Annotated in this window: 28 protein-coding genes; 11 read left to right on the top strand and 17 right to left on the bottom strand. The window is 65.1% G+C overall.

Going from position 1 to position 17,106, the window contains the following annotated elements:
• Positions 1-39: 39 nt before the first annotated feature.
• The 3 genes from H9Q09_RS00965 (at position 40) to H9Q09_RS00955 (ending at position 2,401) form a co-directional block, all read left to right on the top strand.
• A complete protein-coding gene (locus H9Q09_RS00965; protein ID WP_187389536.1) occupies positions 40-1,596 on the top strand; it encodes a DUF4942 domain-containing protein in 1,557 nt (518 codons plus the stop codon).
• 62 nt (positions 1,597-1,658) lie between these two features.
• Positions 1,659-2,105: a hypothetical protein gene (locus tag H9Q09_RS00960; RefSeq protein WP_187389535.1), complete on the top strand. Its 447-nt coding sequence runs from the start codon at positions 1,659-1,661 to the stop codon at positions 2,103-2,105.
• Positions 2,106-2,107: 2 nt separating this feature from the next.
• Entirely contained in the window at positions 2,108-2,401 is a 294-nt protein-coding gene (locus tag H9Q09_RS00955) for a hypothetical protein (RefSeq protein ID WP_187389534.1), read from the top strand.
• On the opposite strand, the gene H9Q09_RS00950 is transcribed toward H9Q09_RS00955, so the two are convergent.
• From H9Q09_RS00950 to H9Q09_RS00870, 17 genes are all read right to left on the bottom strand, one after another.
• Entirely contained in the window at positions 2,376-3,008 is a 633-nt protein-coding gene (locus tag H9Q09_RS00950; protein ID WP_187389533.1) for a hypothetical protein, read from the bottom strand. The genes H9Q09_RS00955 and H9Q09_RS00950 overlap by 26 nt on opposite strands.
• 291 nt (positions 3,009-3,299) lie before the next feature.
• Positions 3,300-3,596, bottom strand: a complete 297-nt coding sequence (locus H9Q09_RS00945; protein WP_187389532.1) for a hypothetical protein — start codon at positions 3,594-3,596, stop codon at positions 3,300-3,302.
• The gene (locus H9Q09_RS00940; protein WP_187389531.1) at positions 3,593-5,830 is read right to left on the bottom strand and encodes an AAA family ATPase; all 2,238 of its coding nucleotides are present in this window, start codon (positions 5,828-5,830) and stop codon (positions 3,593-3,595) included. The genes H9Q09_RS00945 and H9Q09_RS00940 overlap by 4 nt, the downstream gene beginning before the upstream one ends.
• A complete protein-coding gene (locus H9Q09_RS00935; protein WP_187389530.1) occupies positions 5,830-6,144 on the bottom strand; it encodes a hypothetical protein in 315 nt (104 codons plus the stop codon). The genes H9Q09_RS00940 and H9Q09_RS00935 overlap by 1 nt, the downstream gene beginning before the upstream one ends.
• Entirely contained in the window at positions 6,141-6,677 is a 537-nt protein-coding gene (locus H9Q09_RS00930) for a hypothetical protein (protein WP_187389529.1), read from the bottom strand. Before H9Q09_RS00930 ends, H9Q09_RS00935 begins: the two co-directional genes overlap by 4 nt.
• Positions 6,674-6,985 (bottom strand): hypothetical protein, encoded by a 312-nt coding sequence (locus H9Q09_RS00925; RefSeq protein WP_187389528.1) that lies wholly within the window; start codon positions 6,983-6,985, stop codon positions 6,674-6,676. The genes H9Q09_RS00930 and H9Q09_RS00925 overlap by 4 nt, the downstream gene beginning before the upstream one ends.
• Positions 6,985-7,170: a hypothetical protein gene (locus H9Q09_RS00920; RefSeq protein ID WP_187389527.1), complete on the bottom strand. Its 186-nt coding sequence runs from the start codon at positions 7,168-7,170 to the stop codon at positions 6,985-6,987. Before H9Q09_RS00920 ends, H9Q09_RS00925 begins: the two co-directional genes overlap by 1 nt.
• The gene (locus H9Q09_RS00915; RefSeq protein WP_187389526.1) at positions 7,167-7,490 is read right to left on the bottom strand and encodes a hypothetical protein; all 324 of its coding nucleotides are present in this window, start codon (positions 7,488-7,490) and stop codon (positions 7,167-7,169) included. Before H9Q09_RS00915 ends, H9Q09_RS00920 begins: the two co-directional genes overlap by 4 nt.
• Positions 7,487-7,654 (bottom strand): hypothetical protein, encoded by a 168-nt coding sequence (locus tag H9Q09_RS00910; protein ID WP_187389525.1) that lies wholly within the window; start codon positions 7,652-7,654, stop codon positions 7,487-7,489. The genes H9Q09_RS00915 and H9Q09_RS00910 overlap by 4 nt, the downstream gene beginning before the upstream one ends.
• Positions 7,654-8,250: a hypothetical protein gene (locus tag H9Q09_RS00905; protein ID WP_187389524.1), complete on the bottom strand. Its 597-nt coding sequence runs from the start codon at positions 8,248-8,250 to the stop codon at positions 7,654-7,656. The genes H9Q09_RS00910 and H9Q09_RS00905 overlap by 1 nt, the downstream gene beginning before the upstream one ends.
• Positions 8,247-8,753: a winged helix-turn-helix domain-containing protein gene (locus H9Q09_RS00900; RefSeq protein WP_187389523.1), complete on the bottom strand. Its 507-nt coding sequence runs from the start codon at positions 8,751-8,753 to the stop codon at positions 8,247-8,249. The genes H9Q09_RS00905 and H9Q09_RS00900 overlap by 4 nt, the downstream gene beginning before the upstream one ends.
• The gene (locus H9Q09_RS00895; protein WP_187389522.1) at positions 8,750-9,340 is read right to left on the bottom strand and encodes a hypothetical protein; all 591 of its coding nucleotides are present in this window, start codon (positions 9,338-9,340) and stop codon (positions 8,750-8,752) included. Before H9Q09_RS00895 ends, H9Q09_RS00900 begins: the two co-directional genes overlap by 4 nt.
• 225 nt (positions 9,341-9,565) lie before the next feature.
• Entirely contained in the window at positions 9,566-9,838 is a 273-nt protein-coding gene (locus tag H9Q09_RS00890; protein ID WP_246715949.1) for a hypothetical protein, read from the bottom strand.
• Positions 9,839-9,953: 115 nt separating this feature from the next.
• A complete protein-coding gene (locus tag H9Q09_RS00885) occupies positions 9,954-10,478 on the bottom strand; it encodes a DUF2312 domain-containing protein (RefSeq protein WP_187389521.1) in 525 nt (174 codons plus the stop codon).
• Positions 10,478-10,858, bottom strand: a complete 381-nt coding sequence (locus tag H9Q09_RS00880; protein ID WP_187389520.1) for a hypothetical protein — start codon at positions 10,856-10,858, stop codon at positions 10,478-10,480. The genes H9Q09_RS00885 and H9Q09_RS00880 overlap by 1 nt, the downstream gene beginning before the upstream one ends.
• A complete protein-coding gene (locus H9Q09_RS00875) occupies positions 10,858-11,280 on the bottom strand; it encodes a hypothetical protein (protein WP_187389519.1) in 423 nt (140 codons plus the stop codon). Before H9Q09_RS00875 ends, H9Q09_RS00880 begins: the two co-directional genes overlap by 1 nt.
• 216 nt (positions 11,281-11,496) lie before the next feature.
• Positions 11,497-11,769 (bottom strand): helix-turn-helix transcriptional regulator, encoded by a 273-nt coding sequence (locus H9Q09_RS00870; RefSeq protein WP_187389518.1) that lies wholly within the window; start codon positions 11,767-11,769, stop codon positions 11,497-11,499.
• Positions 11,770-11,863: 94 nt separating this feature from the next.
• Here H9Q09_RS00870 and H9Q09_RS00865 point away from each other — a divergent pair, with 94 nt between their 5' ends.
• From H9Q09_RS00865 to H9Q09_RS00830, 8 genes are all read left to right on the top strand, one after another.
• Positions 11,864-12,487, top strand: coding sequence for an XRE family transcriptional regulator (locus H9Q09_RS00865; RefSeq protein WP_187389517.1), 624 nt, complete (start codon positions 11,864-11,866; stop codon positions 12,485-12,487).
• Positions 12,484-12,765 (top strand): hypothetical protein, encoded by a 282-nt coding sequence (locus H9Q09_RS00860; protein WP_187389516.1) that lies wholly within the window; start codon positions 12,484-12,486, stop codon positions 12,763-12,765. Before H9Q09_RS00865 ends, H9Q09_RS00860 begins: the two co-directional genes overlap by 4 nt.
• 409 nt (positions 12,766-13,174) lie before the next feature.
• On the top strand, positions 13,175-13,339 hold the full coding sequence (locus tag H9Q09_RS00855; protein ID WP_187389515.1) for a hypothetical protein: 165 nt from the start codon (positions 13,175-13,177) through the stop codon (positions 13,337-13,339).
• Positions 13,336-14,289 carry a YqaJ viral recombinase family protein gene (locus H9Q09_RS00850; RefSeq protein ID WP_187389514.1) on the top strand — a complete coding sequence of 318 codons (954 nt, stop codon included), beginning with the start codon at positions 13,336-13,338 and terminating at the stop codon, positions 14,287-14,289. The genes H9Q09_RS00855 and H9Q09_RS00850 overlap by 4 nt, the downstream gene beginning before the upstream one ends.
• The gene (locus tag H9Q09_RS00845) at positions 14,276-15,055 is read left to right on the top strand and encodes a hypothetical protein (RefSeq protein ID WP_187389513.1); all 780 of its coding nucleotides are present in this window, start codon (positions 14,276-14,278) and stop codon (positions 15,053-15,055) included. Before H9Q09_RS00850 ends, H9Q09_RS00845 begins: the two co-directional genes overlap by 14 nt.
• 25 nt (positions 15,056-15,080) lie before the next feature.
• On the top strand, positions 15,081-16,151 hold the full coding sequence (locus H9Q09_RS00840) for a recombinase RecT (protein WP_187389512.1): 1,071 nt from the start codon (positions 15,081-15,083) through the stop codon (positions 16,149-16,151).
• Complete coding sequence (locus H9Q09_RS00835; RefSeq protein ID WP_187389511.1) at positions 16,151-16,330, top strand: hypothetical protein; 180 nt, start codon at positions 16,151-16,153, stop codon at positions 16,328-16,330. Before H9Q09_RS00840 ends, H9Q09_RS00835 begins: the two co-directional genes overlap by 1 nt.
• Complete coding sequence (locus H9Q09_RS00830; RefSeq protein ID WP_281414900.1) at positions 16,314-17,039, top strand: DUF3820 family protein; 726 nt, start codon at positions 16,314-16,316, stop codon at positions 17,037-17,039. The genes H9Q09_RS00835 and H9Q09_RS00830 overlap by 17 nt, the downstream gene beginning before the upstream one ends.
• Positions 17,040-17,106 lie beyond the last annotated feature (67 nt).

Raw genomic sequence — 17,106 nt, 5'->3', positions numbered from 1 at the left:
CCCGAATGCACCGCCAAACGTGGCAAACAGGAGAAACCCATGAACCAGATGATCCACCGCGCCACCATCGACGAGATCTGCTCGCGTCGTGACCGCGCCCTCGAACTCTACGGCGACGCCTTCATCGCCATCGCCGACGCCCATGAGAAGATGATGGCCGCGCACCAGATGGTGAAGGCCGCGGCGCCCGGCGGCACCGCCTGGTACGACCGCGACGCCCGCGAGGTGCAGGCCTTCTACAATGCCGTCAGCCTTCCCGATGCCGATCAGTTTCAACGGGTCGCCCGCCGGCTGACCGACATCCAGATCTGGAGCCACATCATCGAGCGCACCGACCTGGAGCGCCTGATGGATTCCGAGGCGAAGAAGCAGCTGCGCGACCAGATGCGCTACGTTCCCGAGCGGTCCGGCCGCGATGGCGAGATCATCAACCAGGAGGAGATCGACGCCGGCTTGCCGCCGGTGACGGTCGAGAACGTGCAGGCCACGCTCGAAGGCTTCATGGCCGAAGCCGACTTCATCTGGCGCCGCGGCATTGCCAACGTCTTCGCCAAGCTCGATCGCCGGTTCCGCTCGCACGATGGTTGGAAGATCGGCAGTCGGGTGATCCTCGACTACGCCTTCTCTGGCTTCATGCACTACAGCATGAGCGGACGGCAGTCCGAGAACCTCATGGACATCGAGCGTGCCTTCCTCGTCCTCGACGGTAAGCCGGTGCCTCCAAACTATGCCGGCATCGTCGGGCAGGTTGAGTATGAGCGGCGAGGCAGCCGCGGACCGCACCAGTCCGAGCACGAGAACGAGTATTTCAAGATCCGCATCTTCAAGAACGGCAACGCCCATCTGTGGATGCAGCGCAAGGATCTCGTGCAGAAGGTCAACAAGATCCTCGGCGAGTATTACGGCGAGGCGATCGGCGACAACGAGAATGTCCCGCAGAACGCCGACCCGCTGAAGACCGCCAAGACCGGGCTCGCCAAGAACTACGGCTTCTTCCCGACCCCGCTCGCTGTCGGCGAGAAGGTCATCGAGGAGGCCCGGCTCCACGCTGCGGCGAAGGCCACCGACGCGAGGGTGAAGATCCTCGAGCCTTCCGCCGGCAGCGGCAACCTTGCCCGCCTGGCAGCGGAAGACATCATCGTCGACGCGAATTGGGAATGGTCGGAGGAGGAGCGGGAGCGGATTTGCATCCCGACCAAGGTCTCCAAGCCGATCGTCGACTGCGTCGAGATCCACAACGAGCGGGCCCGGGATCTCACCATGGCCGGCCGGTACCGCAAGGTGCACCACTGCGACTTCCTCGCCCTGAACCCGGACGTGACCGGGCTCTACGATCGCATCGTCATGAACCCGCCCTTCGACCGGGAGCGTGACATCGACCACGTCGTCCACGCCCTGAACTTCCTGGAGCCCGACGGCATTCTGGTGTCGGTGATGTCTGCCGGTACCGAGTTCCGGGAGACCAAGAAGAGCCAGGCCTTCCGCGAGCTGGTTGAAAAGCGCGGCTTCTTCCAGGATCTCCCGGACCGGTCCTTCGCCGAGTGCGGGACGAACGTGAACACGCTGCTGTGCGTGATCGGGCGACGCAAATGGTGATCGGACCTGACTTCCTGCATGTCCCTGCGCTATACGAGCAGGCCAGCGCACGGAGTTCCGACATGGCCGACAAGCCGGCATCCCGCCCCATCGCCAAGGCCCTCGCCCGAGGAGATCGGTTCGTCGGGCAGTTCGCCCTTGCCGGTTTCGTCCCCGAGCTGGTGAAGGTCGGCGGTCAGGTGGCCCGGTTCGACACGGCCGAGGAAGCGGAGGGCGCGGCACAGCGCGCCCTCTCTGCCAAGCTCACCCATCGCCGGGTCGAGTCCAAGCGCAAGGGGGAATACACTCGCATGACCGGCGAGGAACTGGCCGTTGCCCTGCGCACGGCCGAGCTGAACCCGCACAGCTTCGCGCTGCTCTACGGCGTGCCCCAGGCGCGCATCGTGAAGTGGCTCGACGACGAGCAGGAGATCCCCCACGTAGCAGCTGTTGTGATCGGCCTGCTGCAGGATCCCAAGAACCGGGCGATCGCCAAGGCGATCACCGACAAGGCGATGAAGGAGGAGTGAGCATGCGCAAGAGCCCGACCCTGTTCCGCCGATGGGCGGCGGCGATGGGGCTGACGAACAAGGCGGCGGGAGAGCTGCTCGGTATCGGCAACGCCCGAACCACCAGCATGCTCGCAACAGGGAACAGGGACCTGACGCGACAGGAGCAGCTCGCGATGTCCGCACTGCGCGTTGGCTTGCCGCCCTGGTCCCCTCAGGCAGACGACGAGCTGGTCGAGCTGGGCAAAGCCCGTGAAGCTGAGATCAAGGCCGAAGAAGATCGCAAGGCGATCAGTCAGCAGTCCAACGCAGCCTGACCTCGTCAGGCGTGATGTAGCCGAAGGAGGCGGCGAGGTGGTCAAGTCCGCGGAGAACGCGGTTCACTTGCCGCGTCGCCGCCTTCCCCTTTTTCCCCGCCCAGATCCAGCGGTCCTCCCAGAGCACCTGCTGCACGGCGACCAGCGCATTGTGATCGGCGACTGTCTGGTTGATCCGCTCCAGCACTCGAATGCTGTCGAGCGCGTGATCGCTGACACTCCGGCCGCCGCCCCCACCAACCGACATCCGCGGCTCGTAGCTCTGCCCCTTCAGGGCGGAGACCTGCGAGGATTCGCGGAGCGAGCGATAGCGGTTCGCCACCACCGCCCGGATGTCCGCCGTCGACTGCGCTTCGTGGTTGCGCTTGAGCCAGCCCTGAACGACGAGGTGCGAGAACGCATCGGAGTTCTCGTTGACGATGGCGAAGACGCGGATCGCCTCGACCCGCAGCTCGCCGTCCTTCACGACGGTCTCGGTGTCCGTGAAGTCGAGCCCGGCAATGGAGCGCGGCCGGGATTCGACCGGCCGCAGCATCGACGCCTGCGGGTGAGGCTGCCAACCGCCATCTCGCAGCTTGCGCTTGCGCTCTTCGATAGTTCCCGCCACCTACCGGCTCCTGTTCTTGAGGGCCCATTTCCTGTTGAGCTCCTCCCTCAGGCTGGCGCCGATGCGAAACAGCTCATTTGCGGCTTTGTCGACGTCTCTTGCCTCTTGTCCATACCCGGCCTCGCGAAGTCTCTCCGCTAAGCCTTGCAAGTTGTAGCAATTGTTCTGCAGTAGATCAGCTTGACGCTCGCCTATGACGGGTTTTTTCAATTCAAGACCCCTCTCGATCGGGATTAGCTACTCGCCCATCTTCATCAACACGCGGAGATCTAAGGAGCGGTGAAGACGAACCTAGCCGGTCGACGGCATGAACACGAGATCCGGCAGCAACCCGTCGTCGACAGGCTTGCCCTGTTCATCATAGCGAATAGCGGCCAGCTCTCGGAGGTAGGCCGCCCGCTGGTCGAGCGTCATGGCGCCGCGATTGGTGTATTCGGACCGCGCGATGATGCCGGCGACCTGCTTCTTGCGCAGGCCGGCGACCTTGCCGGCCGTGGATTCGGTCGCACCGTGCAGCCAGAGAACATAGACGATGAAGCGCTGCTTCTCGGTGTAGGTCTGGCGCTTCTGCGGGAGTAGCTTCGTCATAGGAACGGGATCTCCGGCTCATCGAGGACCTCGTCCAGACCGGGCGACGTGTCGCTCGAGATCTGGGGTGGCACGCGCTGATACTCATCCTGCCTGCCGAAGGTGCGGGGGAATCCGCGGATCGGCTTGCCGGTCCACCAGATGAACGGCCGGTCGATGCCGATCAGGCGAGCCTTGAGCATACCGCCCATCGCCCGGCTGAAGCGCTTGCTGAAAGCGTCGCGCGCCTTCTTCGGGTCCTCCTCGGCGACGGTCTTGGATACCGCGATGTCGATTACCCGGCGGAAGTCCACCGCCACCTTGCCGATGGCCGCCGGCGGCCCGTCGTCGCTCGACGCAACGAAGACGCCGTAGCGCTCGATCGCCTCGAACAGGTAGGTCATGATGTCCCGCTCGGTCGGGTTCACCGAGAGCCCCTGGCGCTCCTGCTCGGCCTTCAGCTTCTCCTTCTCGCCCACCGGCAGCACGACGCAGGACGTGATGTCCTTCTGCAGACGCTCGTGATAGCCGACCTTCACCGAATGCAGCTCGAAGGCGATCTTGATGTTGTTCTCGTCGTCCTTCTGCTTGGCCAGGACGGCCGTCCGAATCCGGCTGTCCTCGTCCATGGTCACCGTGATGACCTGGTCGACGTCAGCGAACAGCGACGTGTGGCCACGCAGCTTGCGGCCTTCCGAGTTCATGTGATGGACGAGAACGACGTGCGCGCGGCACTCCTGCTCGATCTTGGCGATGTTCGCGAGGACGACCGACATATCCTTGCCGGAGTTCTCGTCGGCGCCTGACGTGGCGGTGGCCAGCGTGTCGATGACGATGAGCCGAAGCTTCTCCGACATCATCAGCGCCTGCGCCTTGATCTCCTCGATCAGGGGGGCCGTGTCGCCTTCCTTGGAGAACAGGTCGACCTTGGCACCGAGGAAGACGAGCGGCACATCGTCGTCCAGCTCGACCCCGAAGTGTGCGCGGTAGGCCTTGATCCGTTTCTTCACGCCGGCGGCGCCCTCGCCCGCCTGATAGATCACGCCGCCGCGCTTGGTTGGGCAGCCGAAGAAGTCGACGCCGCGCGCCACCGACAGCGCCGCATGGATGGCGAGGAAGCTCTTGCCGGACTGCGATGGCCCGCCAATGATCGACCGGCCGTGCTCAGTCAGCCAGCCGTCGATCAGGTATTCGTATTCAGGCCCGGCGGAATCGATCTCGTTCCACTGCAGTGCACCGAAGCGGGTCTTCGGCGGCTCCGGCCGCCACAGCGGCGCGTCCTTGGCCAGCTCGGCGAACCGATCCTTGGTGCCGCCACCCTTCTCCGCCCAATCTGTCACGTCGCCCTTCTCGGGCATGTCCGGCCAGTGCTTCGACAGATCCAGCAGCCGGACCGTCTTCGCCTTGCCCCTCAGTTCGCCGCCGCGCACGAGCGCGCGGGTCCGGCCGGGGTCGTCGTTGTCGTTGAGGATGACGATGTTGCTGCCGGCGAGATCCTCGTTGAAGGACTCCTGCCAGTATTTCGCGCCGCCCGCGTTCGTCGTCGCGACGAAACCCCAGGCGCGCAGCGTCTCGACGTCCTTCTCGCCTTCGGTCAGGAAGACTGGCGTGCCGGCCTTGATCGCCTTCAGCACCTCGGCGCGATGGTAGAGCCAGCGTTCGGACTCCTCGAAGCGGCGCACCTCCGGGTAGACCTTGTCGTCCTTGACCTTGAACCAGTCCCCGGACTTGATCTTGTGGAAGTCGCCGGCCTGCAGCGCCCAGATCCAGCCGCCATCCGGTGCCCGGCGGCGCTGCATGTAGCGGCGCTGCGCATCCTTTGGGAATTTCAGGACCTGATAGGCCAGGCGCCCGTGATCGTCGTGATATTCGAAGCAGGCGATCGGCTTCGGATCCATCCAGTCGGGGAATCCCCCGGGAATGTTCGAGGGGGCCGATGCCCCCTTCCCGTTCGATCGCTGCGGCATGTCGCGCTTCGGCAGGTAGTCGTGGCTCTGCAGCCACTCGACTGCCTCGGCCTTGTTGAGCCCGCCGAAGGACTGCAGCAGGTCGAAGACCCCGCCGCCCGTCTGATCCTCGTGGTCGTGCCAGGTCTGTTTGACGAGGTCGACCGACAGTGAGCCGTTGCGGCCATAGCGCAGCTCCCGCCCGGGCGTCGACAGGTGCTTGTTCGGCGCCCCTTGGCTCGCCTCGAGGAAAGCCTGCGCGACGTGCTCGATGGCGCCGGGCCTGAGATCGAACCCTTCGGTTGCCATTACGATCTGTCACCTCTGTCGATGATCGCTTCGATGTCGCCGGCGCCGCCGGCCATGACGACGCGGAGGATCTCGCACGCGATTTCTTCGCGGCTCATCTTCCGGCGGCGGCCGACGTCGTCGATCTCGGGAATGAAGGATGCGATCGGCACGATCAGGTGGATCGTCGGGCCGCCGGCGCTCTTCGGCACCTCGACACCAGCGACACGCAACGCATTGCGGATGAGGCCCGGCTGCGTGCTGAACTGCGCGGCGATCTCCTCGACGGAGACGCCGCGCCCGGCCATGAAGCCAATGCGGATGGCGTTGGTCACCCGAGCACCTCAGTGTGGAACGGGGCGCGGACGCCAGCCGAAAACGCCTCCGCCGCCTGCAGCGCTTTCAGCACTCGCTCGTCCGGAGAGAGACCTTCGGTCGAATGCAACGATCCCAATGCCACCTGCGCGCCACAGCCGCAGGCAGCGAACGGAAGCGCGCACTCGCCGACCTGATAATCCCCCGCCACCTCGAATAGGCGGCCAGCATGGCCGACGAGGAAGGTCCCGCCCTCCTCAACACCATTGTTCAAGGAAGCGAAGCCGCCGCGCTTCAGGCAGCTTCGCACCTCGTCGACGAAGTCCTTCACCATGAAGGCGAACACATCCTCGTCCGCGTGACGCCGCGGCGGCGTGAGGGAGTAGGCCAGCAGCTGCCCCATCCGGAAAGACGAGGTGAAGCCCATGACGAACTCGCCATTGCGGAACACCTTGCGGTCGGCACGGACCACGAGGTCCAGGCCAGCGACACCGGCGCTGTCCGCCCCCATGTGAATGCGGCCCTCGGCAACAAGCCCCACGATGCAAGTCATGGGCGCACCTCGTTCACAGCAAGGGTCGCCCCCTCGTCCTCGTACCGAACGAACCGGCAATGCGGGACAGCCGCATTCTTGACCTCGTGCTTGCTGAGGACGTGCTCGCGGGCGCCGACCACGATTCGCAGACCTTCGTCGCCGTCCGGATCGCGTGTGTAATTCAGGACGTGGCCGTAGATCAGTTCGCCGTCGTTCAGGCGCTGGGTTAGCTCCGCGAGGCCAGCGACATCGGCCTCGAAAAAGTACCAGCTTGGTCGCCCGGTGGCCGCGCTGGTGTGAGTGGTGCAGACGTAGAAGACGTTCATCAGATCACCGCGATGTAGACGAGGAGGTAGACGAAGGCGCCCATGGTCATGAGCGCTGCGCCGATGACTGCCCGCAGGGTCCGGGCACTTTCGGAAGGGTCGAAGCACACCCCGATCCCGATGCCGAAGAGGAGCGCCGAGACGAGCAGAGCCACGGCGAGGTTGAGGATGGGGAGCGAGGTCATTCGCCCTGCCCCTGTTGGGCGAGGCCGATCGCATGAGCGAGGGCGATGACGCCGGCAGCGAGCACCTTGCCCATCTGCTTGCCCTTCACCTCGGTCACGCGGGGATTTCCCTCCATGACGAGGATCGCGCACGACTGCAGCTCGGCGATGGTGAACGAGACTTCCTCGTTGACGACCGTCGCATTCGGGCTGGCGTTGCGATCACGGGTGCCGACTGTGATGCCAGCCTCGCCGCGATCGACGATCGTCCGGTTGAGCTTCAGGGAGTCGACAATCGGGATGTCGAAGAAGGCTGCGCCCTTGACGCGCTTCTCGCTCATGACGTCACCAGCCAGTAGACCGGCATCACGAGGCGGATGCAGGCCCAGCCAAGGCAGATCATGAAGAACTTTTCGCCCGGGCCCCACGCCCGCCCAGAGCGGAGGACGCCCACCATCCCGATCACCAGGACGGCCAAGGACAGCAAGTCGAAGACGTATGGCATCAGGCGCTCCTACGCAGCCAGTTAAGGGTGGTACCCGTGAAGGGGGCGGTCTTGTCCCAGACCAGCCAGCACCAGTCCGCGGTGCCGCCGGTGGCCTTGCCGCCGGCGAGCAGCACCTCGCCCGGCGGGCATGAGACGCGCGGCGTCAGGATCCAGACGCGATCAGGGGCGAACTCGGCGAACAGGTCGTTTGCGCGACCGGCGCCGGAGATAAACCGGACGTCCACGAAGGCCGCGACCTTGCCCCTGGCGACCGACAGCGCCTTGCGGATGAAGGCCTCGGCCCCCTTCGCTTTGAAGAAGGGCGGGTTCATCACGATGTTGTCGGCGAAGCAGGCGCGGTCGCTGAGGAAGTCGGATTCCCCCTTGAACCAGCCGGCGCCGCCAGTTCGATCCACGACGTCGGAGCCGCTTGCGGGGTAGCCGGAGGCGATCAACGACCGGACGATGTTCCCCTGCCCGCAGCATGGATCGTGGATCCGGCCGACGAAGCGCTCCTGAGAGAGCAGCTGGAGGGTTGCGACCTCGGGCTCGACATACCAGTCGTGCTCGTTGCGCTCCCACACATGGGCGCTCTTGACCTTCGTCTCGCTCATGGCCGCACCTGTTCGGCCGGGCTCGAAGCGATGGACAGGACGTTGGCGAGGGTGACATTCGCCCGCATCGCCGTCTCGACGTTGCCGAGCCCCTGCGCGAGGAGCATCCGCACGACAGCAACGTCGCCGCTGCCAATCGATCGCCGAGCGTAGGTCGCCTGCCGATCTGGCTCGTCGGTTGCCGACGGATCGACGAGGCGAAGAGCGTGGCCGATGCCGAAATTCACGTCGATGCGAATGCCTAGAGCCTCGATCCGCTTGCGCAGCCGGCTCATATGGACGCTGAACGCCTTCTTGAGCGCGTGAGGGCCAATGCCCTCCGCAAGCTCGGCCCGGGACACCACCCGCGGGTAAGCGTCAACCAGCCGGACAAGAAGGGTGAAGGCGGAGGGCGGCACCAAAACGGTCACGCCGGCGCGCGTCACACGGCGGTGCTCATAGTCGATGACCAGTTCGAGCGGCGCGATCGCACCGCCGCAGCATGGGCAGGCGTGCGAACTCATGGCCGGAACACCTTCCCGCGCTTCTTCGCCTCGGCCGCCACGACCAGGTCATCGACGGGCGTTGCGAGCCTTGGGGCAAGGATGGTCTCGGCATAGGACCAACCGGCTAGGGCGTCGGTCCGGTCCAAGCTCAGATCATCGTCGCTCTCGGGGTCGATCCAGCCGAGGCCGACGCATTTCCGCCAAACCTTCTCCTTGCCCTCCTCGCCGCGAACATTGCGGCCGATGAAGTGCTTGCGGATGGAGTCGACTGACAATTCAGAGAGCTTGCGATGGCCGAGACCGTAGCAGATCCCTTCGATCGCGAACGGAATGCCCATGAGCATGCGGGTGGTAGCCACATTGGTCTTGCCGCCCATCTGGGTGGGCGTCATTGGCTTCTCGTAGACCACCTCGTCCGGCTTATTCTCGGCGAGGAACTTCTGCATCCAGCGGATGACGCCCCACGAGATCGCGCCGTGAGACGCGCCGACAGAAGCCCAGCGGAAAGAGCCAGAGCGCGGCGCCTGCCCGGCGGGCCCGAAGGCCCAGCCGGCAGCTGAGGCCGCGTCGATGAAGAGGATGGTTGGGGCGCGCACCGGGCTCACCACAGCGGTCCTATGGCGCGGGCCAGAAGGCCAACGACTGCGGCGGCGCCGAGGACAAACCCGACAGCAAAGCTCGCTAGAATCCAGAAGATCATTGGGCCCCTCGTAAAATTGGGTGCTCTCCCGCTCCGGCCGGGAGAGTGGTGGCAGCTCCGGTGCACCGGTTCTGCCGACGGGCCATCTGCGAACGGGAGGAGGTTCGCAGCCGGAGCCGCTGGCTACTGGTCAGCGAGTGATGTGGCGCACTGCCCTCATCACGGCGTCTTCGGCGTGTGTGTTGGCGAGGGAGAGATCGCGAGATCCGAAGGACTGGCCAGTCGGGTTGGTCCCGCCAATCTCATGGAGCTTGGCGATAAACGCCGCCCCCATGTCTTTGATCTCCTGCATCTGCGACTTCTCCTCCTCGGAGAGGACGCGATACTGGTGGCGAACGGCGTTGTTCGCGGTGCGATTATCGTCAGCGCTGTCGACCATGCGGTTCTGCGGTGCGGTTTCCATGCGGTCAGTCCTTCACGGTTGAGGGGTGATGGCTGCCACTCCGCCAACGGGGACGAAGACGAAGTGGCAGCCGATCCGCATGGCTCGTCGCGGCATGACGCCATGCGGAAAGGGATCAGGCGTTCGCGGTCTTCTTGGCTCGGTTCGCGCGAGCGGCCTTGGGATCGATCGAAGTCACCTTGCTGTCGTCGCCGAAGGCTTCCGCGTCCTCGGCCTTCTGAGCGTCGATCTTCTCGCGCTCCTCGTCCGCCTCGATGGCGCCGACGATGGCTGCGGTGGTCTCGTCCTGGCCGGATTCCTCACGCTGCACGGCGGCGGCGCCGAGCGGGCTGTCGGCGAAGTCACCGAGGGCCTCGCGAATGTCGTGGAACAGCTCGGCGTCGTCAGCTTCAAGGGCATCGAACTGCGCGTCCGCCCTGCGCTCCAGATCACGCGCCTTCAGCACGGCTTTCACGACCTTCTTCGGCAGGCCCTTGTCCTTGGCCTCCTCGAGAACCTGGTCGATGCGCTCGTTGATCTTGGCGCAGCGCTGCATGTAGGTGCCGCGCTCGGATTCCTTCTCTCCGTTCAGCTTCTCGATGCGCTCAACGATGTCGCGCATTTCGCCCTGATCGGCCCTGTTCTTCAGATTGCCTGCCATCACTTCGCTCCTTGGTTCCGGCGGTCGATTGCCCGCCGGCCAGGAATCGGATCCCCGAGGATCCGACCGGTCAGGTCGCGGGTGTCTGGTGGGATTTCGGCGAGGCGGTCGTAGAAGTCGTCGCGGTCCGCCGCACGAACCGCCGAGCCGGATGTCTGGGCTCGGGTAACGAGCGGCCGCCTGCGAGCAGCACGTGCCTTCTCGGTGTCCGGTGCGCCGCTCACCACGGCGGCGCTCAGCGGGCGGGAGGGCTCAAAAACTGCGAGGATCTTCGTCTCGCTCTCGGCCAGCATCTTCGCGATCGTCGCAACGGGAGAGCCATGGGCTCGCATCCGATGGGCGATTTCGGTCTTCACCTTGGAGAGTGGGCCGGCGCTCATCAGACACGAGCTCCGGCGCAACGCGCTCCGCCCTGAGCCGATAGCGCTCTCGCTGCCTGATCGCTTCGAGCAACAGGCGCCTGCTTCGCAATTCGCCCAAGCGCAGCCATCTGCGCGCTAGAGAGCCCCGCACCCTCGGCGGCAAGAAGCGCCACCATCCGGTTGGTTGCGGCAAGGAAGTCCCGGTGCTCACAACGAGCCTCCTGAAGTTCGAGCGCTTCGGTAATGGCGACCATTTCGTCGTGCTCAACGCGGCGAACCTCGCCGTCGTAGTAGGCGCGCACCCGGCGTTCGGTGAGATCCGGCAGGCGCTTGACGAGTTCCCGGTGGAGTCGGTCGAGACGAACCTTCACGGGCTGCTCTGGTGCCAACAGCAGGCCCAGATCACGCACGCGATTGCGGGCGACGGCGACACTAGACATGACGATCTCCCGAGGTTCGAAGGCCTTGGGGAAAACACCCAAGGTTGCGGAAGCTGTTGCCGCTACGTTCAGTCTCAGAGACGAGACGGAAGGAGCGGAGCGATGAGGACGAAGGAAAGGCCGGCATGGTCTGCACGAGGCCCACCAAGACGGAGGGCATGCCGGCGAAGGGCGCGCTTGCACGATTGCGGGTAGAGGTGCGCGCCGGGGTGTTCATCAGGCGCCAGCCTCGGCGGAGTTGTGCTCCGCCTGATGGGCAGCCTGGGTATTCTCCAACATCCACGCCTTGCGGGTGTTGTGCAGGTCCAGAACTGAAACCTGGCCATTCGTTACGATTACGATCTTCTCAGCGGTCAGGGCGTCGACGGCGTGCCTGCCACGCTCGATTCGACTGACCTGACTCGACGGGTTGTTGCCGCCGATGCCGAGCCGATGTGCGAGTTCGAGCAGTGTGAGGCCCTGCTTCTGGCGCCATGTTCTGAGGTCCATGGCCGAACCTTAGCAACATTCGCTAAGGCCCTGTCAAGCATCATTAGCGCGCTTTGCCAATGATTTTATAGGCGCCGGACGCTAAGGCTATGAAATGTCTAACGAGATCGCCTCAATCAGAAAATTGCGCGGGATGTCCCAGGTGGACCTCGCCGAGGCGCTTGGGGTGCACGTCACCACGATGAACCGCATCGAGCGCAAATCGTCGGTTCCGTCTGGCGCCCGCCTTGAGCAGATCGCGAAGATCCTGCGGGTGCGGCCGGACGAGCTGGTGGGCGGGTCCGATAAGCACGAGGTCCCGGTGATGGGTTACATCGGCGCGGGCGCCGAGATCGAACCGGAGTTCGAGCAGGTGCCGCCGGAAGGCCTGCACCAGGTCGAGATCCCCTTCCCCGTGCCTGACGGTATCGTGGCTTTCGAGGTGCGTGGCGACTCGATGCTGCCGCGCTTCAACGAGGGCGACGTCATCCTCGTCTTCACGGAGCAGCGCCGGCCCATCTATACGTTCTTCGGTGAGGAGGCCGCAGTCCGGACGATGGACGGCAGGCGCTACCTCAAGCAGATCATGCGCGACGGCGACGACATCGCCCTGTTGAGTTGGAATGCCCGGCCGATCACCGGGGTTGCCCTGGAGTGGATCGGCGAGATCTTCACCATCATCCCCGCCAGCCAGTTCCGACGGACCAAGGTATCATCGGCACTGAGGAGCCCCGCATGAGATCCCTCGTCGCAGCAATCATCGTCGCAGGCGCCGCGCCGGCCCTCGCAGCCAGTGGCTACGACGCGGTAAAAGACATGACGGCGCAGGAATACAACGAGCTCGGGCTTTTCGTCCGGTCGGAACTTCTGCAGCCCTACGCAGACGAAGTTGGCGTGGAGTACCAGCACCTCAACGCCTGCATCAAGGTGGCTGGGCACTATCCAGACACGCAGGTGCAGCCGATGAAGGCTATTCTGCCCGACTGCGTGCAGTGGGCCCGAGAGCGGGCCAGGTAGGCGCAGGCCACCGAAGCAGCCTCCTCTTTCCGCGTCGAATTAGCTTCTCCACAGCGAGAAAGCTCTGCGATTTTCCGTCTTGATCTGACGGCGGAGATCGTTCACGTGCGCGCACCCGTAGGCGTGCGCCGCGCGGACAAAGAACCCCTACGTTAGCGATTATTTCCACGTTGGAGATCTTCCTCACACGTCGACACGGACGCTGTGGGTGATCGTCTAACGTGACGGCCCTTCAGGGCAGGAATGGGCTCTCGGCGAGCCCATCCGAAACGCCGCGCCTGACTTCCGGGGTTGGCGTATCCGCGCGAGGCTGTCATTCAGCGCGATCAGAACCTTAGCATTTTTTGCGAATATTTGCTTGACAGGACATTGGCGTTTGGCGCTAACTCCCGGCGAAGGAGATTAGCCGATGCCGGTTTTCCCACCATCACGAAACGCCAAGGACCTGATCGCCGCGTGGATGCGCGGTGACCGCCTCGCGGTCGCCGACGCGCAGGCTGTCATGGCCATTCTCGCCACGAGCTATGCGACCGGCCTGGCGCGGTCGTTCGAGGCGGGCGTCTCCGCACGATGACCATTCGCACCATCCTCCCGAAGGACGAGGCTGCCTGGCACAAGGCGCGCTCGAAGGATGTGACCGCCTCCGTCGCCGGCGCCCTCCTCGGCGTCCACGAATACGTCACCGCCTATTCGCTCTGGGCCGAGAAGACCGGCCGCGTGTCACGCGATCTCGAAGAGACCAAGCCGATGCAGCGTGGACGCCTGCTGGAGCCGGTAGCGATCGACTTGCTGCGCGAGGAGCGTCCGAACTGGACGATCGATTACAAGAACGACCGCGCCTACACCCGGGACACCGACCTCCGCATCGGCTGCACGCCTGACGCCTTCGGTTACCGCGACGACATTCAGGGCCGCGGCGTCATCCAGGTGAAGACCGTGTCCCGTCCGGCGTTCCGGACGAAGTGGGTGGATCCGGACACCGGCGACGTTGTGCCGCCGCTGTGGATCGCCGTCCAGACGCTGATCGAGGCGAAGCTCACCGGCGCCGCGTGGGCGACGATCGCCCCGCTCGTTGTCGGCGAGGGCACGCTCGACCTCGAGCCGATCGACATGCCGATCCACGACGGCGTCTGGAAACGCATCAAGCGAGCAGTCGCCGAGTTCTGGGCGATCGTCGAATCCGGCGAGGAAATGGACCCCGATTGGGGGCGTGACGGCCGGACCATCATGCGCGTGTTCGAGGAGAGCGAGCCAGACCGGATCGATCTCACCGGTGTCGCCGGGGTCGACGCGCTCATCGACGAATATCAGCGCGCCGGCGAGGCGATCCGCGACGCCACCGCGCTCCGCGACGAGCTGAAACCGCAGCTGATCTACGCGCTCGGAAACGCCGAGTGCGGCGAGACCGAGCGCTTCGACATCACCGCATCCACCCAGCGCAGGCCCGGCCACGTCGTCAAGGCGACGACCACTCGCGTCCTGCGCATCAAACCGAAGAAGGAATCCTACGATGGCAGTTTCTGAGACGACGGCCGACGCCGCGGAGAACCCGCGGGCAGTCGCTGGCGACAACCGACCACCACGCGACGAGGTGCTGAAGGATTCCTACGGCTCGCTGATCGGCGACATCGACGCGGTCGCGAAGAAGGCGGATGCCCTGCCGAAGGAGTTCGCGACTGACGAGGACATCGAGGCGGCGACGAAGATCGTCAAGGAAAGCCGCGAGCTGGCGAAGACCGCCGAGGGGAACCGGTCGGAAGAGAACGAACCGCACCTCAAGGCCCAGCGCGAGACCAACGCCTTCTTCCGCGTGCTCACCGATCGTCTGGACCGGATCAAGACCGTCCTGACCGATCGCACGACCGCATTCCAGCGCGCCCAGGAAGCGGCCGAGCGCCGCCGCATCGCTGCCGAGCACGAGAAGGCGCAGGAGGAGGCCCGCCAGAAGGCGCAGGAGGCCGCCGACGCGAACGCCGGCAGCGTGAGCCGTGAGATCGCCGAGCAGGAAGCGTCCGAGGCCGCTGAGCGTGCCGAAAGACTTGCGCGGCAGGCAACGGCATCGTCCGCCGACCTCACCCGCACGCGCACCGGCGCCGGGACAGTGTCCACGACCGGCAAGTGGGTCGGCAAGGTCGACGACTACTCGAAGGTCGACCTGAACAAGCTTCGCTCGGTCTTCTCGACCGCCGAAATCGACAAGGCGGTCAACGCCTTCGCTCGCAAGAACAAGGACACGGTCGCCGTCAAGGGCGTGACCTTCTTCAAGGAAACCAAGGCCTCGTTCCGCTGAGGCGGCGAGCGACAGGAGATCCCACATGGCCAGACAGGCAAACAAGACCGCGGTCGTCGAGGTGCGGGCGCAGATGGGCCGGATGACCGCGGAGTTCACCCGCGCCCTGCCATCGCACATCCCGCCCGAGCGGTTCGAGCGCGTCGTCATGACCGCCATCCAGCAGAACCCGACGCTGCTCGAATGCACGCGGAGCTCGCTCTGGAACTCCGCCATGAAGGCCGCTCAGGACGGCCTTCTGCCGGACGGGCGCGAGGGCGCCATGGTGCCCTACAAAGGCGAAGTGACGTGGATGCCGATGATCGGCGGCATCCGTAAGAAGGTCCGCAACTCGGGCGAGATCGCCACTTGGGACGTGCAGGCGGCCTACGAGAACGACCTGTTCGAGTTCGAGCTGGGCGACAACCCCTACATCAAGCACAGGCCGACGCTCCAGGCACGGGGCAAGCTGATCGCGGTCTATTCGGTCGCCACGCTGAAGAGCGGCGAGAAGAGCCGTGACGTCATGTCGGTCAGCGAGGTCGAGGAGATCCGCAAGAAGTCGCGGGCGCAGAACGGCCCGTGGAAGGACCCGACCTTCTATCCGGAAATGGCGAAGAAGACGGTTGCCCGACGGCACTCGAAGGTACTGCCGATGTCGTCGGATCTCGATGACCTCATCCGCCGGGACGATCACCTCTACGATCTCAACACCGAGGGCGCCCAGCGGGACGAGCAGCAGGAGCGGGCTCGCTCCCTCGCCGGCCGCCTCGACGCGATCGCGGACGAGAGCGACGACGTCGCGCACGATCCGAACACCGGCGAGATCATCGAGGATGCTCAGACCGAGACGATCGAGCGCAAGCAGAAGGCCGACGCGAAGCCTGCGCAGGACAAGAAGGCCGAGCAGCAGCAGCAGGCCGACCAGTCCGACGCGAGCGCCGAGGTCGATGCCATCGACGAGGCTGCAGCCGCCGGCCGTGAGGCGCGGGCGAAGAACATGGCCCGCAAGTCCATGCCGGCGAAGTTCCGCAACGACGAGCGCCTGCAGGCCGCTTGGCTGGACGGCTACGACAACCCGGCCGATGCCGGCGAGGGCGAAGGGGAGGAAGGCTGATGCCCCTCTTCCGCGTCCACTTCACGATTGTCGAGACGGGCGAGGCCAAGACCCTCGACGTCGACAGCGGGTCGCCTGCGGCGGCCCGGGAAGCGGCGCAGGCGCGGCATAAAGGCCAGCGCCTCGCCTACGCCAAGACCAAGCTGGTCAAGGAGGGTGCTCATGCTGCGCACTCCTGAGGATGCCGCGCCCTTCACGCTCGTCCGCGTGATCGACACCGAGACGACCGGCATGGCCGTCGACGCCGAGGTCATCGAGATCGGCTGGACCGACGTCCGGCTTTTCCCCGGCCAAGGCTGGCAGATCGAGGACGGCCCGCACTCCGAGCTGTGCGACGTCACCTGTGACATCGAGCCGGCGGCGATGGGCGTTCATCACATCGTCCAGGACATGCTGGTCGGCAAGCCGGAGTTTTCCCAGCGGCTGCCGCAGCTCCTGGAGGGCGTCGACTATCTCGCCGCCCATCACGCCGAGTTCGATTCCGCGTTCTTCCCGGACAAGCGAACGCCCTTCATCTGCACGATGAAGGCGGCTGCTGCGATCTGGCCTGACCTGCCGAACCACAAGAACCAGACGATTCGCTACGCGAAGAACCTGGTCGAATACGACGATCCGAAGTCGCACCCGTCGCACCGCGCCGGGCCAGACACCTACGTCACCGCGCACATCCTGCTGGCGCTCCTCGCCGAATACCGGCTCGAAGCCTTGCTCAAGGTCTCGAAGGAGCCCCGCCGCATGCTGACGATCCCGTTCGGCAAGCATTCGGGGACGCGCTTCTCAGACCTGCCGCTCGACTACCTGCAGTGGATCGTTAGCGACAAGAACGACCTCAAGGAAGACGTGAAGTTCAACGCGCGGCGGGAACTAGGCCGCCGTGGTGAGGGCTGACCAATGCCGCGCCGCCCTCCCGATCTCCCACCACTGCGGCCCGGCGACAGGGTCTTCGTCTGCCATC

Origin of the sequence: Aurantimonas sp. DM33-3 (assembly GCF_014334315.1) — a bacterium.
Lineage (GTDB): Bacteria > Pseudomonadota > Alphaproteobacteria > Rhizobiales > Rhizobiaceae > Aurantimonas > Aurantimonas coralicida.
This window is presented reverse-complemented; position numbering and strand designations above follow the sequence as displayed.

Excerpts from the sequence above, each read along its gene's own strand:
- H9Q09_RS00860 (WP_187389516.1), top strand. The coding sequence starts at position 12,484 with ATGAGATCCCTCGTCGCAGCAATCATCGTCGCAGGCGCCGCGCCGGCC.
- H9Q09_RS00915 (WP_187389526.1), bottom strand. The coding sequence starts at position 7,490 with ATGAGCGAGAAGCGCGTCAAGGGCGCAGCCTTCTTCGACATCCCGATT.
- H9Q09_RS00850 (WP_187389514.1), top strand. The coding sequence starts at position 13,336 with ATGACCATTCGCACCATCCTCCCGAAGGACGAGGCTGCCTGGCACAAG.
- H9Q09_RS00865 (WP_187389517.1), top strand. The coding sequence starts at position 11,864 with ATGTCTAACGAGATCGCCTCAATCAGAAAATTGCGCGGGATGTCCCAG.
- H9Q09_RS00900 (WP_187389523.1), bottom strand. The coding sequence starts at position 8,753 with ATGAGTTCGCACGCCTGCCCATGCTGCGGCGGTGCGATCGCGCCGCTC.
- H9Q09_RS00910 (WP_187389525.1), bottom strand. The coding sequence starts at position 7,654 with ATGCCATACGTCTTCGACTTGCTGTCCTTGGCCGTCCTGGTGATCGGG.
- H9Q09_RS00875 (WP_187389519.1), bottom strand. The coding sequence starts at position 11,280 with ATGTCTAGTGTCGCCGTCGCCCGCAATCGCGTGCGTGATCTGGGCCTG.
- H9Q09_RS00925 (WP_187389528.1), bottom strand. The coding sequence starts at position 6,985 with ATGAACGTCTTCTACGTCTGCACCACTCACACCAGCGCGGCCACCGGG.
- H9Q09_RS00835 (WP_187389511.1), top strand. The coding sequence starts at position 16,151 with ATGCCCCTCTTCCGCGTCCACTTCACGATTGTCGAGACGGGCGAGGCC.
- H9Q09_RS00890 (WP_246715949.1), bottom strand. The coding sequence starts at position 9,838 with ATGGAAACCGCACCGCAGAACCGCATGGTCGACAGCGCTGACGATAAT.
- H9Q09_RS00885 (WP_187389521.1), bottom strand. The coding sequence starts at position 10,478 with ATGGCAGGCAATCTGAAGAACAGGGCCGATCAGGGCGAAATGCGCGAC.
- H9Q09_RS00965 (WP_187389536.1), top strand. The coding sequence starts at position 40 with ATGAACCAGATGATCCACCGCGCCACCATCGACGAGATCTGCTCGCGT.
- H9Q09_RS00840 (WP_187389512.1), top strand. The coding sequence starts at position 15,081 with ATGGCCAGACAGGCAAACAAGACCGCGGTCGTCGAGGTGCGGGCGCAG.
- H9Q09_RS00855 (WP_187389515.1), top strand. The coding sequence starts at position 13,175 with ATGCCGGTTTTCCCACCATCACGAAACGCCAAGGACCTGATCGCCGCG.
- H9Q09_RS00920 (WP_187389527.1), bottom strand. The coding sequence starts at position 7,170 with ATGACCTCGCTCCCCATCCTCAACCTCGCCGTGGCTCTGCTCGTCTCG.
- H9Q09_RS00955 (WP_187389534.1), top strand. The coding sequence starts at position 2,108 with ATGCGCAAGAGCCCGACCCTGTTCCGCCGATGGGCGGCGGCGATGGGG.
- H9Q09_RS00905 (WP_187389524.1), bottom strand. The coding sequence starts at position 8,250 with ATGAGCGAGACGAAGGTCAAGAGCGCCCATGTGTGGGAGCGCAACGAG.
- H9Q09_RS00830 (WP_281414900.1), top strand. The coding sequence starts at position 16,314 with ATGCTGCGCACTCCTGAGGATGCCGCGCCCTTCACGCTCGTCCGCGTG.
- H9Q09_RS00960 (WP_187389535.1), top strand. The coding sequence starts at position 1,659 with ATGGCCGACAAGCCGGCATCCCGCCCCATCGCCAAGGCCCTCGCCCGA.
- H9Q09_RS00845 (WP_187389513.1), top strand. The coding sequence starts at position 14,276 with ATGGCAGTTTCTGAGACGACGGCCGACGCCGCGGAGAACCCGCGGGCA.
- H9Q09_RS00930 (WP_187389529.1), bottom strand. The coding sequence starts at position 6,677 with ATGACTTGCATCGTGGGGCTTGTTGCCGAGGGCCGCATTCACATGGGG.
- H9Q09_RS00870 (WP_187389518.1), bottom strand. The coding sequence starts at position 11,769 with ATGGACCTCAGAACATGGCGCCAGAAGCAGGGCCTCACACTGCTCGAA.
- H9Q09_RS00945 (WP_187389532.1), bottom strand. The coding sequence starts at position 3,596 with ATGACGAAGCTACTCCCGCAGAAGCGCCAGACCTACACCGAGAAGCAG.
- H9Q09_RS00940 (WP_187389531.1), bottom strand. The coding sequence starts at position 5,830 with ATGGCAACCGAAGGGTTCGATCTCAGGCCCGGCGCCATCGAGCACGTC.
- H9Q09_RS00880 (WP_187389520.1), bottom strand. The coding sequence starts at position 10,858 with ATGAGCGCCGGCCCACTCTCCAAGGTGAAGACCGAAATCGCCCATCGG.